The sequence below is a fragment of the Microbacterium sp. 05N427 genome (assembly GCF_056397105.1).
Map to the genome: position 1 here is coordinate 144,517 of NZ_JBFTMT010000003.1, position 13,341 is coordinate 157,857.

Sequence of the window (13,341 nt, forward strand, 5' to 3'; positions counted from 1 at the left end):
CGCGCACGCGAGAGAGCCCCCGGATCCTGACGGATGCCGGGGGCTCTCTCGCAGATCGAAGGACTCAGCCGACAGGGGTCTCGCTGGGCGTCGGGGTCACCTCGACGGCCGGCGCGACCGGCTTCGTGGTCGGGCTCGGCTGCGGGGTCGGGACCAGCTGCGAGTAGTAGGGGAGCGTGCCGTCGAGCACGGGGATCGCGTACTTGATGCCCTCGGCGTCGCCCGACTGGAAGTAGACGTCGATGGTCTCTCCGGCCTTGGTGTCGAGGCCCTCGAAGGTCATCGGCTTCGCGTCGTCGCCGCCGAGGCTGACCGACTTCTGGCCCGCGATGCGCACGCTCTGGCTCGGGCCGTCCCCGATCGAGATGTGGATCGTCTGGGCGTCGGAGGTGGTGTTCACCAGGCCGGCGACGAGGTTGCCGAGCGTGCCGGCCTCATCCACGACGACGAAGGCGTTGCGGACCTCGATCGGGCCGCTCTTCGGCACGTTCGCGCCGTCGGAGGCCGAGTACTCGATGGTGGTCGCCTGCGGAGTGATCCCGGCGCACCCGGTGGCGCCGACGATGACGACGGCGCTGAGGGCGATGGACGCAGCAAGGCGCGATTTCACGGGTCCTCCAGAAAATTCACGTGATGATCCAGCACCATTCTAGGGGCACGCGCCCGCGCTGCTCGGCTCGCCCCGCTCGCATGCGGGACGGTCGGCCGGTGCGGGGGGCGCGAACCTTAGCGCATTCCCGCTGTGGTATCCTGGAGGTTGCCGAAAGGACACGACTTTATGCTTTTTGAGGTTGGTGAGACCGTGGTCTATCCGCACCACGGCGCCGCGACGATCATCGAGGTCAAGGACCGTGTGATCAAGGGGGAGACCAAGAAGTACCTGAAGCTGAACGTCACGCAGGGAGACCTCATCATCGAGGTGCCTGCGGAGAACGTCGACCTGGTCGGCGTTCGCGATGTGATCGGCCAAGAGGGGCTGGATCGGGTGTTCGAGGTGCTGCGCGCCCCGTTCACCGAAGAGCCGACCAACTGGTCGCGCCGCTACAAGGCGAACCTTGAGAAACTCGCCTCAGGCGATGTGATCAAGGTCAGCGAGGTCGTCCGCGACCTGTGGCGCCGCGATCAGGACCGCGGGCTGTCCGCGGGCGAGAAGCGCATGCTGGCCAAGGCCCGTCAGATCCTCACCTCCGAGCTCGCGCTCGCGGAGAAGACCGACGAGGAGAAGGCCGGGGCGCTGCTCGACGAGGTCCTCGCCTCCTGAATTCTGCGTGAGAAGGGGTGGATGCGATGGCATCCACCCCTTCCTCGCGTCCGCGGCCAGGCCGACGGGTGTCAGATCGAACGCTGGTAGCTGCGGATCGCGCTCAGCGCCCAGGCGAACGCGAGCACGGCCAGCAGGACGAGACCCCCGGCCTGCCACCAGCCCTCCGCCGGGTACGAGCCGGTGAGACCGCCGCGACCGAGCTCGACCGCCCAGGTCATCGGATTCCACCGGGAGACGTTCTGCACCCATTCCGGCATGGCCGTCGCGGGCATCATGGTCGTCGACAGGAACGTCGCCGGCAGCACGATCAGCTGCGACAGGCTGATGAGTGCGATCTGACTGCGTGAGATGAGCGCGACCGCCGTGGAGGCGCAGCAGAAGATCGTCGCGAGCAGCGTCGCGACGCCCAGCGCGACGAGCATGCCGCCGATGCCGCCGGGGTAGCGGGCGCCGCCGAGCCAGCCGATGCCGAGGACCACGAGCGACTGCAGGACGTTGATCGCGAGCTGCTGCAGGAGCTGTCCCGCGATGATCGACGAGCGCCGCAGGGGAGACGTGAGGTACTGGTCCATGACTCCGGAGTCGATGTCGTCGATGTAGCCGGTGCCGGCCCAGGCTCCCGAATACAGCACCGTCATCATCAGGATCCCCGGGACCAGATAGTCGATGTAGCCGTGCCCGCCGAACTGCGGCAGGGTGCCCAGCGTGCGGAACACCTGCCCGAACAGCAGGATCCAGATCACCGGCTGGATGAGGCTCATGACGGGGCCCCAGGCCTGCCGGATCGAGACGATCGACCAGCGCCGCAGCACCTGTCCTGTCTGCGTGAACCAGGTGGGACGTGCGGGGCCGCCGACGATGGCGGGGGAGAGGGTGATCGCGCTCATGCGGCGACTTCTTCCGTGCGGGCGGACGCGGGGGCGTCGCCGAAGGTGTGGCCGACGAAGTGCAGGTACACGTCGTCGAGGGTGGGGTGGGATGCCGCGACCTGGCCGTAGCGGACCCCGGCGCCGTCGAGCGCCGCGATGACCGCGCCGACCGCGGAGCCGGCGTCGTCCGTGCGGGCGACGAGCAGGCCGTCGACGCCGGCCGCTTCGACGAGCACGTCGCGCAGGCCGGGAACGGGGGAGACCGCGGCACGGACGGCGACCGGATCCGGTTCGATGAGCGTCACGCGGACCGCGTCTCCGTGCAGCGCCGCCTTGAGCTCTGCGGGCGTGCCCTGGGCGACGGCGCGCCCGCGGTTCACCAGCAGCAGCTCGTCGGCGAGCCGGTCCGCCTCTTCCATGTAGTGCGTGGTGAGCACGACGGTGAGGGCCTCTTCGCCGGACAGGCGCCGGATCTCGGCCCACATGGCCGCGCGTGCTTCGGGGTCGAGGCCCGTGGTGGGCTCGTCGAGGAAGAGCACCTGCGGGCGGTGCACGAGGGCCGCCGCGACGTCGAGGCGGCGCCGCATCCCGCCCGAGAACGTGCGGACCGGACGGCGGGTGGCGTCGTCGAGCCCGAACTCGGTCAGGAGCCGCGCGGCGCGTGCTCTGGCGTCGGAGCCGCTCAGGCCGCGCATGCGCCCGGCGATCTCCAGATTCTCCGTCGCGGTGAGGTTCGGATCCGTTCCGGTGCCCTGCGAGACGTAGCCGATCGATGCGCGCACGTCGCCGGGGGCGTCGGTCACGTCGTGCCCGGCCACCGTGGCGCGGCCGGCGGTCGCCCGGGAGAGGGTGGTCAGGATCTTGGTGGTGGTGGACTTGCCGGCGCCGTTCGGGCCGAGCAGCCCGAAGACGCGTCCGACCGGGACGGCGAAGCTCAGGCCGTCCAGGGCGCGGACGGCCGGGCGGCGGCCGCGGCCGCGGTACTCCTTGACGAGGTCTTCGGCGACGATGGCGTCGCCGTCGATGCGCTGGTGTGCGGGCATGACGAACATCCCTTCCGTTCTGAGGGTTCTCTGCGTTGTGGGGAGGGCGGATCCGGTCTCGCCGGAGCGAGAGGTGGGATCCGCCGGATCGGTCAGCGGCGGTCGCCGCTGCGCGGTGCGAAGAGCATGCGTGCCAGAAGCAGCATCATGGCGGCGAGGCCGCCGACGAACGCCACGGGCGCCCACCACCAGCCGACCGTGAAGACGAGCGCGATGATCACCGCGAGGGTGAGGAACCAGATCACCGCCGTATAGATGCCGAAGCGCGCGGCGGATTCCGGGTCGGTCTCGAACCGGTTCGGCGGCATCTGCATCACGGCGCCCCGTGTCCAGGCCTTGTGCCGGTTGGTCTGCGTCGCCCCGAGGTAGGAGAACAGGGCGAGGGAGCCGACCAGGAGCACGGCGGCGAGGATCACGAGCCAGAGCTGATCGAGGGCGAGTGCGAAGCTGCCGCCGAGGCCCAGCGCGAGCAGGGTTCCGCCAGTGGCGAGGCCGAACCCGACCGCACGGGAGGCGGGCAGCGGGTGGTTCGTCGTGGTCTCCTGCAGCAGCGCGTCCGCCGTGACGATGCCGAGCGCGAGTGTGACGACGGCGCCGAGTCCGGCGACCGCGAGCGGCGCGGACGGCTGCACGAGCAGCGCCACGAGGAGGATTCCGACGAGGGCGGCCGCCGCGATGAGGCTCAGCAGCACCGTGCGCACCACGAATCCAGGCTTCGGCCGCACGCGGTTCCGGGCGGTGAGCGCCTCCCAGCCGGGGGCGTGCGGGGCGCCGGCGGCGGGGGCGTCGTCCTCGAGCAGCGCGCGCACGTCGCCGAGTTCGGCGATCGCGTTCTGCGCGGCCTCCGCGGGCGAGGCGCCCGCGGCGACCCGCTCGGCGACCTGTGCGGAGAGGTTCGCGCGGATCTCCTCCTTCAGGTCCTGCGCGGCCGGAGTCATCTCGATCCCGGCGAAGGCCTCGTCCAGGAGACGGTGGATGTCGGTGTTCATGTGCTCAGTCCTTCGCGTCCAGAAGCGTGTCGATCACGCGGCGGGTGGCGACCCAGGCCGCGACGTTGCGCCGGTACACCGCGCGGCCCGCGTCGGTGATCCGGTAGTACTTGCGGCGGCCGCCCTGCGTCTCGTCGCCCCAGTAAGACTCGACCAGTCCGTCCTTCTCCAAACGGCGGTAGGTCGCGTAGAGGGTGGCCTCCTTGATCTCGTGATCCCCTCCGGTGGCGTCCCGGATGGTCTTGTAGATCTCGAAGCCGTAGCGGTCGCCGCCGCGGAGCATGCCGAGCACGATCGTGTCGGTGTGCCCGCGCAGGAGGTCCGCGGAGAAGGCGTCATCGTTCATGTCAAGTACTGTATCAGATCAAGTACTCGTTCACGCAAGGCTTTTTGTCGGGGGATCCGGACGCGTGCAGGATCCGGCGCTAACGTGAGAGCGTGAACGACCTTCCTTCGCCGCTCGCGCGCACCGCCGTGATCATCGTGGCCGCCGGCTCCGGCACCCGGCTCGCGGCAGGGGCGCCCAAGGCGTTCGTGCCGCTCGGCGCGCGCACGATCCTGGAGCACGCGCTCGACGGCGTGTACGCGGCAGGCCCTGCTCAGGTGGTGGTCGTGGTCCCCGAGGGGCTCGCCGACGAGGCGGTGCGGATGGTCGCCGGCCGCGCCGCCCGCGTCGTGCACGGCGGCGATTCCCGCCAGCGCTCGGTGGCCGCGGGACTGGCGGTGATCGGGGAAGACGTCGACACCGTGCTCGTGCACGACGCGGCCAGGGCGCTCGCGCCCGCCGACCAGTTCCTCGCCGTCGCGGCCGAGGTCGCACCCGGCGTCGGAGTGATCCCCGCGCTGCCCGTCGTCGACACCCTCAAGCGCGTCCAGGGCGACGAGGTGCTGGCGCCGGTGGACCGCTCAGAGCTCGCCGCCGCGCAGACGCCTCAGGGATTCCCTCGGGCGGAACTCGTGGCCGCGTACGCGCAGGCCGGGACCCGTGGTGTCGAGTACACCGACGATGCGGCGCTCTTCGCGGACGCCGGGGGAGCGGTGCGTCACGTCCTCGGATCCGAGGAGGCCTTCAAGATCACCACCCCGCACGACCTGGAGCGCGCCCGCATGATCCTCTCGTCCTCGGAGCCAGAGCTTCGACAGGTGCAGCGATCGGTCGAGGGGCCCGTGGTCCCTCGGATCGGCATCGGCACCGACGTGCACGCCTTCGCAGCGAGCGGCACCCTGCGCCTCGCGGGCCTGGACTGGCCGGGCGAGCCTGCGCTCGAAGGGCACTCGGACGGGGACGCCGTCGCGCACGCGATCGTGGATGCGCTGCTGGGTGCGGCGGGACTCGGCGACATCGGCCAGCACTTCGGTACCGCGCACCCCGAGTACGCGGGCGCGCACGGCGATGTGTTCCTCGCCCGCACCGTCGAGATCCTCGCCGAGGCAGGGTTCGTGATCGGCAATGTCTCCGTGCAGTTCCAGGGCAACCGCCCGCGGTTCAGCGCGCGCCGCGCCGAGGCGGAGCAGACCCTGTCCGCGGCGCTCGGCGGCGCCCCCGTCGCGGTCTCCGCCACCACGACGGACGGGCTCGGATTCCCCGGGCGCGGTGAGGGCATCGCCGTCACGGCTGTCGCTCTCGTTCATCGGATCGCCCAGAGCTGAATCCATAACCGTAGGGATCCTCCGGATTCGGATCCGCTCCCGTGCGCACCTGCTTACGCTGGATGGTGCGGCCACCCGCCGCAACATCCAGCTGATGTCGTAGAGAGGCCATCGCCATGCGTGCACTCGTCCACTCCTCCTTCGGGGATCCCGCCGAAGTCCTGTCGGTGCAGGACGTGCCGTCGCCCGAGCCAGGACCGGGACAGGTGCGGCTGCGGGTGCTGCTGGCCACCGTGCACAACCACGACCTGCTGACCGTGCGCGGCCTCTACGGCTACAAGCCCGAGCTGCCGGCCCGCTCCGGCACCGAGGCGGTCGGGGTCGTCGACGCGGTCGGCGAAGGCGTCGACTCCGCGCTGCTCGGGCGACGCGTCACCGCCGGCGGCGCGTTCGGAGCGTGGGCGGAGTACGTGCTGGCCTCGGCCGCAGGGCTCATCCCGGTGCCCGACGACATTCCGGACGAGCAGGCCGCGCAGCTCGGTTCCATGCCGTTCAGCGCGATCAGCGTGCTGGACTCGCTGGGCCTCGCGGCGGGCGACTGGATGATCCAGAACGCCGCGAACGGCGCCGTCGGGCGCATGGTCGCCCAGCTGGGCGCCGCCCGCGGCGTGCACGTGGTCAGCCTGGTCCGCCGGGCGGAGGGGATCGCGGAGCTCGAGGCGCAGGGTGTGCGCAACGTGGTCGCGACCGACGCGGAGGACTGGCAGGACCAGGTGCGCGCTCTCACCGGCGGCGCGCCGATCCGCGCCGGCATCGACTCGGTGGGCGGTGACGCGAGCGGTGAGGTCGCCACCATGCTCGGCGAAGGCGGTCTGCTCGTGGTGTTCGGCGCGATGGCGACGCCGACCATGCGCATCTCCTCCGGGGACGTGATCTTCAAGCAGCTCACGGTGCGCGGCTTCTGGGGCTCGAAGGTCGCCGCGGCGATGCCCGCGGACCAGCGCGGAGCGCTCTTCGGCGAGCTGCTGCAGCGCATCCGCGAGGGCGTGCTGACGCTCCCGGTCGCCGCGGCGCTGCCGTTCGAGCAGATCGCCGAGGCGTCGGAGGGGAACCTCCGGGCCGGGCGCGAGGGCAAGATCCTGCTGCGTCCCTGACCGCGGGGCCGATCCGGGTGCGACCGCGCGCACGGCGCGCGCGATCGCCCCGGAAACCCGCCGCGGTCTCGCAGGGGCGCCCCGGTAGGCTTGAGCGGTGACGATCCGCCTCCATGACACGCGCGCGCAGGAACTGCGCGACTTCGTTCCGCTCGATTCCTCGAACGTGACGATGTACGTGTGCGGACCCACCGTGCAGTCCGGCCCGCACATCGGGCATGTGCGGGCGGCGCTGAGCTTCGACCTGCTGCGGCGCTGGCTGCAGCTGCGCTACGGGCGGGTCACGTTCGTTCGCAACGTCACCGACATCGACGACAAGGTGCTCGCGAACGCGACTGAGGCCGAGCCGTGGTGGGGGCTGGCGTACCGGATGGAGCAGGAGTTCTCGGCGGCGTACGCCGCCGTCGGAATCCTGCCTCCGACCTACGAGCCGCGGGCCACGGCGTCGATTCCGCAGATGCATGAGCTCATCGAGCGCCTCATCGAGCGCGGCCATGCGTACCCTGCGGCCGACGCATCGGGCGACGTGTACTTCGACGTGCGCAGCTGGGCCGCGTACGGCGAGCTCACGCACCAGTCCGTCGACGCGATGGAAGTGCAGGAACCGGTCGCCGAGCCCGTCGAAGGGCCGCGCGGTAAACGCAACCCGCAGGACTTCGCTCTCTGGAAGGGCGCGAAGCCCGGCGAGCCGGCCGATGCCACCTGGGCCTCCCCCTGGGGAGTCGGGCGTCCCGGCTGGCACATCGAGTGCTCGGCCATGGCGCGGCGCTATCTCGGCCCCGAGTTCGACATCCACGGCGGCGGTCTCGACCTGCGCTTCCCGCACCACGAGAACGAGCTGGCGCAGTCGACCGCGGCCGGCGACGCGTTCGCCCGGTACTGGGTGCACAACGGCCTCGTGACCGTCGACGGGCAGAAGATGTCGAAGTCGCTCGGCAACTTCACGCTCGCCGCCGATGTGCTGGCACGGCACGATCCGCTCGTGGTGCGCTACGCGCTGGCTGCGGCGCACTACCGCTCGAGCCTCGACCTCTCCGACTCGTCGTGGAGCGAGGCCGAGGCGGCGCTGGGACGGATCCGCACGTTCCTGGAACGGGCGCAGCGGACGGTCGGCGGGCACGGCTGGATGGCGATGGGATCCCTTCCTGTCGCGTTCATCTCGGCCATGGACGACGATCTCGGCGTGCCGCAGGCGATCGCGGTGCTGCACGAGACCGTGCGCGGCGGCAACGCCGCTCTGGACCGCGGCGACGCCGACGAGGTGCGCGCAACGCTGAGTGCCGTGCGGGCGATGACCGGCGTGCTCGGCATCGACCCGTTCTCGCCCGAGTGGCAGGCGTCCGGATCCGACACGAAGACCACCACCGCGCTGGATGCGCTCGTGCAGGCGATGATCGCCCAGCGCGCGCAGGCCCGCGCAGACAAGGACTGGCCCGCCGCCGACCGCATCCGCGATGCGATCGGTGCGGCGGGCATCACCCTGGAGGACACTCCAGACGGAACTCATTGGAGTATCGATGGCTAAGCCGAGCAGGCCCGGAGCGGGCAACAGCAAGAAGAAGGGCGCCACCAAGGGCAGCGGGGGCAACGGCCGCAAGGCGCTCGAGGGTCGCGGCAGCACGCCGAAGGCAGAGGATCGCGCCTGGCACGTCGCCGGCAAGCGCAAGGCGGCGCAGGAGCGCTACGCCGCCTCGGGCGGCAAGGGTCGTCCCGGATCGCGATCGGGCGCGGGCCAGAAGCCGCAGGGCGGATCCAACCCGAACCGTCGAGTGTCCTCCTCGTCGGCGTCGAACGACACCGAGACCGTCACCGGGCGCAACTCGGTGCTCGAGGCCCTGCGGACCAAGATCCCCGCGACCACGATGTACATCGCGCAGCGTGTGGAGATGGACGACCGCGTCAAGGAGATGCTCGCGATCGCCCGGCACCGCGAGATCCCCGTGCTCGAGGTCACCCGTCAGGAGCTGGACCGCATGGCCGGCTTCGACGGCGTGCACCAGGGCGTCGCGCTCAAGGTGCCGCCGTAMGAGTACGCGCATCCGCAGGATCTGCTCGAGGAGGTCATCGACCGCGGCCAGACCCCGCTGTTCGTGGCGCTGGACGGGATCACCGATCCCCGCAACCTCGGTGCGATCATCCGTTCGACGGCCGCGTTCGGCGGGCACGGCGTGATCCTGCCGCAGCGCCGCTCCGCGAGCGTGAACTCCGCCGCGTGGAAGACCAGTGCAGGAGCTGCGGCCCGCATCCCGGTCGCACTCGCCGCGAACCTCACCTCCATGCTCAAGGAGTTCAAGAAGCAGGGCGTGTTCGTGCTCGGTCTCGACGGCGGCGGCGACGTCTCGCTGCCGGCGATCGAGCTCGCTGACCGGCCGGTCGTGATCGTGGTCGGTTCCGAGGGCAAGGGGCTCTCCCGTCTCGTCACCGAGACCTGTGACCAGATCGTCTCGATCCCGATCTCTGCGACCACCGAGTCGCTCAACGCCGGCATCGCCGCCTCGGTCGCGCTGTACCAGGTCTCGACCGTCCGCGCCGCGAAGGGCTGACGCTCCGCAGGACCGCACGGCGCCATAGGCGCGCCGTGCGGCGCATGACCCACAGCGCATCGTGTTGACCGGACGCGCACATCCGTGCAGGATCCGGTCGACGCGGAATAGTGCACGGCAGCGGATCCTTGCATCTGCCGTACCCGGTGCAGAAACAACCGGGACGCGAACGGAAGGAACGCGCATGGCTCGCATCGTCGTCATCGGAGGGACCGGCTACGCCGGTCGTCACATCGTGCAGGAAGCTGCCTCGCGCGGACACGAGGTCGTCTCGGTCTCGCGCTCCGAGCCGACTGCTCCCGTCGACGGCGTCACGAACGTGCAGGGTTCGGTGACCGACCTCGACACCCTCGGCGACGTGTTCGAGAACGCCGACGTCGTGGTGTCCGCGCTGTCCCCCCGCGGTGACATGGAGCAGGCGGTCATTCCCGCTCTGACCGCGCTGGTCGACAAGCTCAACGGCACGGGCACGCGCGTGAGCGTCGTCGGCGGTGCCGGCGGCAGCCTGTCGGCGCCCGGCGGCCCTCGCCTGATCGACCTCGACTTCCCGGACGAGTACAAGCACGAGGCGCAGGTCGGCATCGACTCCCTCGCCGTGCTGCAGAACGCCGACGCCTCGCTGGACTGGTTCTTCGTGCACCCCGCCGAGGTCTTCGGCCCGTGGGCCGAGGGCGAGCGCACCGGTTCCTACCGGGACGGCGGAGACGTGGTCGTGCGTGACGCCGACGGAACCTCGACCATCTCCGGCGCCGACTTCGCGGTCGCCGTCGTCGACGAGATCGAGAACGGCAAGCACCGCCGCGAGCGCTTCACCGTCGGCTACTGACCCGCACCTGAGGGCGGGCGTCCTTCGTCTCGTCGCTGCGCTCCTCGCTCAGGAACCGGTGTCCGCACCGGTTCCTGAGCGAGCGCAGCGAGTCGAAGGACGCCCGATGGTTTCGGTTCCTGAGCGAGCGTAGCGAGACGAAGGACGCCCGGCCACACCGGTTCCTGAGCGAGCGCAGCGAGACGAAGGACGCCCCGCCGCACCGGTTCCTGAGCGAGCGCGGCGAGACGAAGGACGCCCGGCCGCACCGGTTCCTGAGCGAGCGCAGCGAGACGAAGGACGCCGGGTGCGCCTCAGACGAGGTCGCGCCAGTCGATGTCGGGATCCTCGTCGTCGACGGGGACGGATCCGGTGATCACCGGCAGTGACATCGTCTCGGTGGGCGGGCCCATGATCGTCGCCTCGTCGCGGCGATGCCGCAGCACGTCGTTGATGTACGAGGTGAGCACCTCGGCGAGGGACACCGACCTGCCCTGCGCCTGCGACATGTACCAGCGATGCTCGAGCACCTGGTGGAACACCTCGGCCGGCTCGAGCTTGGCGCGCAGGTCGTAGGGGATCGCGCGCACCACCGGCTCGAACACGCGCGTGAGCCATTCGTGCGCGTACATCTCCTCGTCCGCCCAGTGCTTGGTGGAGCGGGCGCGGAACTCGTCCAGGTCGTTCAGCAGCCGCCGGGCCTGGTTCTCCTCGACGTCCAGGCCGGTGAGACGGATGAGGCGGCGTTGATGGTGGCCTGCGTCCACGACCTTCGGCTCGATCTCGACCCGAGTGCCGCCGGCGGTGGTCTGGATCGACATCTCACCGATGTCGAAGCCGAGCGCGTTCAGCCGCTCCACGCGCTCGGTGATCCGCCAGGCCTCGCCCGCGGCGAACGACTCGTGCGCGGTGAGCGCGGCCCACAGAGAGCGGTACGACGACACGATGCCGTCCGCGATCGCGACCGCATCCACCCCTCGCTCGAGCCGTCCGCCGGCGGCGAGATCCAGGATCTCCCCGGCGATGTTCGTGCGGGCCAGATCCAGGTCGTAGGCGCGCTGCCCGTCGGTCAGCCCCTCCTCGTGCAGCTCGCCGGTCTCGGCGTCGACGAGGTAGGCGGCGAACGCCCCGGCGTCGCGGCGGAACAGCGCGTTCGACAGCGACACGTCGCCCCAGTAGAAGCCGACGTTGTGCAGGCGCACGAGCAGCAGCGCGAGCGCGTCGACCAGGCGCGTTGCGGTATCCGGCCGCAGCACCCGGGTGAACAGCGCGCGGTACGGCATCGAGAAGCGCAGGTGGGAGGTCACCAGCGCCGCAGGCAGAGGTTCGCCCTTGCTGTCGGCGCGACCGGCGATCACGGCGACCCGGGAGACGCAGGGAACGTCGAGACGGGCGAGGTTGCCCAGCATCTCGTACTCGCGGCGCGCCATCTCCTGCGTGGTCTCCTTCACGGCGACGACGGATCCGGACAGATCGGCGAAGCGCACCAGATGGCGGGAGAGGCCCTTCGGCAGCGAGACGATCACTTCGGACGGCCACTTCGACAGCGGCTGCGACCAGGGCAGCGACAGCAGTCCCGGATCCACGGCGCTCGCGGTGATGGTCAGCGCGTCCTTCAACGGTGCTCCTCAGGGGATCGGCGGGGGAGACGACGACGCGGCGCGGGGGAGAACCCCCGCGCCGCGTCGATCAGACGGTGATCAGGAAGCGGCGATCGGCTTCTTGTTCAGGCGCTCGCCCGACTCGATGTCGAAGGCGTGCGCGTGGCCCGGGTTCGCCGCGAGCGTGACGGTCTCGCCGGCGTTCGGGTGGCTGCGGCCGTCGACGCGCGCGACCAGGTCGGTGCGCTTGCCGTTGATCTCGGTGTGACCATAGAGGTAGCCGTCCGCGCCGAGCTCCTCGACGAGGTCGACGACGACCGAGAGGCCCTTGCCGTCGGCAGGTCCCACCGTGATGTCCTCCGGACGCACGCCGATCGTGACCTGCGAGCCCGTGGCGCCGCTGACCGTCTCACGGTCGAGCGGGACGACCTCGGAGCCGAACTGCACGCCGCCGTCGGCGAGGTCGGACGTGAACAGGTTCATCGCGGGGGAGCCGATGAAGCCGGCCACGAAGACGTTCTGCGGGTTCTCGTACAGGTCGCGCGGCGAGCCGACCTGCTGCAGCAGGCCGTCCTTGAGCACGGCGATGYGGTCGCCCATGGTCAGCGCCTCGGTCTGGTCGTGCGTGACGTAGACGGTGGTGACGCCCAGGCGGCGCTGCAGCGAGGCGATCTGGGTGCGGGTCTGGACGCGGAGCTTGGCGTCGAGGTTCGACAGCGGCTCGTCCATGAGGAACACCTGGGGCTGACGCACGATGGCGCGGCCCATGGCGACGCGCTGACGCTGGCCGCCGGAGAGCGCCTTCGGCTTGCGGGTGAGGTACGGCTCCAGGTCGAGGAGCTTGGCGGCCTCGAGGACGCGTGCGGCGCGCTCGTCCTTGCCGACGCCGGCGATCTTGAGCGCGAAGCCCATGTTCTCGGCGACGGTCATGTGCGGGTACAGCGCGTAGTTCTGGAACACCATCGCGATGTCGCGGTCCTTCGGCGGGACGTCGGTCACGTCCCGGTCGCCGATGAGGATGCGGCCCGCGTTGACCTCTTCGAGGCCGGCGAGCATGCGCAGGGAGGTGGACTTTCCGCAGCCGGAGGGGCCGACCAGAACCAGGAACTCGCCGTCGGCGATCTCGATGTTCAGCTTGTCGACCGCGGGGCGGGTGCCGCCGGGGTAGAGCCGGGTGGCCTCGTCGAAGGTCACAGTTGCCATTGTCTTCTCCTTCACCGGCAGGTACGTGCCGGACGATCCGTAGTGAAAAAGCGACGAGGGTGAACCCGCCGTGGCCCGCCATCGGGCCGGGATCAGTATGACACGAGAGCTCCCGGTGGGTCCAGCATCACCGGTGAAGCGCTTTCCGAGCCGAATCTCGCAGGGGCCGGCCAGGGGCCGTCTGGTCATTTCTCAGCCTCCCTGGCTAGCATCGAACCGTGCCGTGCCGCTCCCGTCGGCAGCAGGCTACGGGGATGCCCATCCCGAGGAATCAAGAGGA

The 13,341-nt window shown here is 70.5% G+C and carries 13 protein-coding genes; 6 read left to right on the forward strand and 7 right to left on the reverse strand.

Annotation, left to right across the window (positions count from 1 at the left end):
- Positions 1 to 64: 64 nt before the first annotated feature.
- A complete protein-coding gene (locus AC1DG4_RS04465; protein ID WP_477376500.1) occupies positions 65 to 610 on the reverse strand; it encodes a DNA modification methylase in 546 nt (181 codons plus the stop codon).
- Between the two features lie 168 nt (positions 611 to 778).
- Between AC1DG4_RS04465 and AC1DG4_RS04470 the strand changes: the two genes are divergently transcribed.
- Positions 779 to 1,261, forward strand: coding sequence for a CarD family transcriptional regulator (locus AC1DG4_RS04470; protein WP_045273462.1), 483 nt, complete (start codon positions 779 to 781; stop codon positions 1,259 to 1,261).
- A gap of 71 nt (positions 1,262 to 1,332) precedes the next feature.
- Here the strand turns inward: AC1DG4_RS04470 and AC1DG4_RS04475 are convergent, their stop codons facing one another.
- The 4 genes from AC1DG4_RS04475 to AC1DG4_RS04490 all read right to left on the reverse strand — a co-directional run bounded on the left by AC1DG4_RS04475 (position 1,333) and on the right by AC1DG4_RS04490 (position 4,511).
- Positions 1,333 to 2,151 carry an ABC transporter permease gene (locus AC1DG4_RS04475; RefSeq protein WP_477376502.1) on the reverse strand — a complete coding sequence of 273 codons (819 nt, stop codon included), beginning with the start codon at positions 2,149 to 2,151 and terminating at the stop codon, positions 1,333 to 1,335.
- Complete coding sequence (locus AC1DG4_RS04480; protein ID WP_477376504.1) at positions 2,148 to 3,176, reverse strand: ABC transporter ATP-binding protein; 1,029 nt, start codon at positions 3,174 to 3,176, stop codon at positions 2,148 to 2,150. Before AC1DG4_RS04480 ends, AC1DG4_RS04475 begins: the two co-directional genes overlap by 4 nt.
- A 92-nt stretch (positions 3,177 to 3,268) precedes the next feature.
- Positions 3,269 to 4,165, reverse strand: coding sequence for a permease prefix domain 1-containing protein (locus AC1DG4_RS04485; protein WP_477376506.1), 897 nt, complete (start codon positions 4,163 to 4,165; stop codon positions 3,269 to 3,271).
- Positions 4,166 to 4,169: 4 nt separating this feature from the next.
- The gene (locus AC1DG4_RS04490) at positions 4,170 to 4,511 is read right to left on the reverse strand and encodes a PadR family transcriptional regulator (protein WP_045273464.1); all 342 of its coding nucleotides are present in this window, start codon (positions 4,509 to 4,511) and stop codon (positions 4,170 to 4,172) included.
- A gap of 92 nt (positions 4,512 to 4,603) precedes the next feature.
- On the opposite strand from AC1DG4_RS04490, the gene ispD reads away from it, so the two are divergent.
- The 5 genes from ispD to AC1DG4_RS04515 all read left to right on the forward strand — a co-directional run bounded on the left by ispD (position 4,604) and on the right by AC1DG4_RS04515 (position 10,278).
- Positions 4,604 to 5,815, forward strand: coding sequence for a 2-C-methyl-D-erythritol 4-phosphate cytidylyltransferase (gene ispD, locus AC1DG4_RS04495; protein WP_477376508.1), 1,212 nt, complete (start codon positions 4,604 to 4,606; stop codon positions 5,813 to 5,815).
- Between the two features lie 116 nt (positions 5,816 to 5,931).
- Complete coding sequence (locus AC1DG4_RS04500) at positions 5,932 to 6,909, forward strand: zinc-binding dehydrogenase (RefSeq protein ID WP_477376510.1); 978 nt, start codon at positions 5,932 to 5,934, stop codon at positions 6,907 to 6,909.
- A gap of 97 nt (positions 6,910 to 7,006) precedes the next feature.
- Positions 7,007 to 8,434, forward strand: coding sequence for a cysteine--tRNA ligase (cysS, locus tag AC1DG4_RS04505; protein ID WP_477376512.1), 1,428 nt, complete (start codon positions 7,007 to 7,009; stop codon positions 8,432 to 8,434).
- Positions 8,427 to 9,452: a 23S rRNA (guanosine(2251)-2'-O)-methyltransferase RlmB gene (gene rlmB, locus AC1DG4_RS04510; protein ID WP_477421094.1), complete on the forward strand. Its 1,026-nt coding sequence runs from the start codon at positions 8,427 to 8,429 to the stop codon at positions 9,450 to 9,452. Before cysS ends, rlmB begins: the two co-directional genes overlap by 8 nt.
- 184 nt (positions 9,453 to 9,636) lie before the next feature.
- Positions 9,637 to 10,278 (forward strand): NAD(P)-dependent oxidoreductase, encoded by a 642-nt coding sequence (locus tag AC1DG4_RS04515; protein WP_477376516.1) that lies wholly within the window; start codon positions 9,637 to 9,639, stop codon positions 10,276 to 10,278.
- A 293-nt stretch (positions 10,279 to 10,571) separates the two neighbouring features.
- Here the strand turns inward: AC1DG4_RS04515 and AC1DG4_RS04520 are convergent, their stop codons facing one another.
- Positions 10,572 to 11,876 carry a DUF4032 domain-containing protein gene (locus tag AC1DG4_RS04520; RefSeq protein WP_477376518.1) on the reverse strand — a complete coding sequence of 435 codons (1,305 nt, stop codon included), beginning with the start codon at positions 11,874 to 11,876 and terminating at the stop codon, positions 10,572 to 10,574.
- Between the two features lie 81 nt (positions 11,877 to 11,957).
- Positions 11,958 to 13,061 carry an ABC transporter ATP-binding protein gene (locus tag AC1DG4_RS04525; protein WP_477421095.1) on the reverse strand — a complete coding sequence of 368 codons (1,104 nt, stop codon included), beginning with the start codon at positions 13,059 to 13,061 and terminating at the stop codon, positions 11,958 to 11,960.
- Between the last annotated feature and the right edge of the window lie 280 nt (positions 13,062 to 13,341).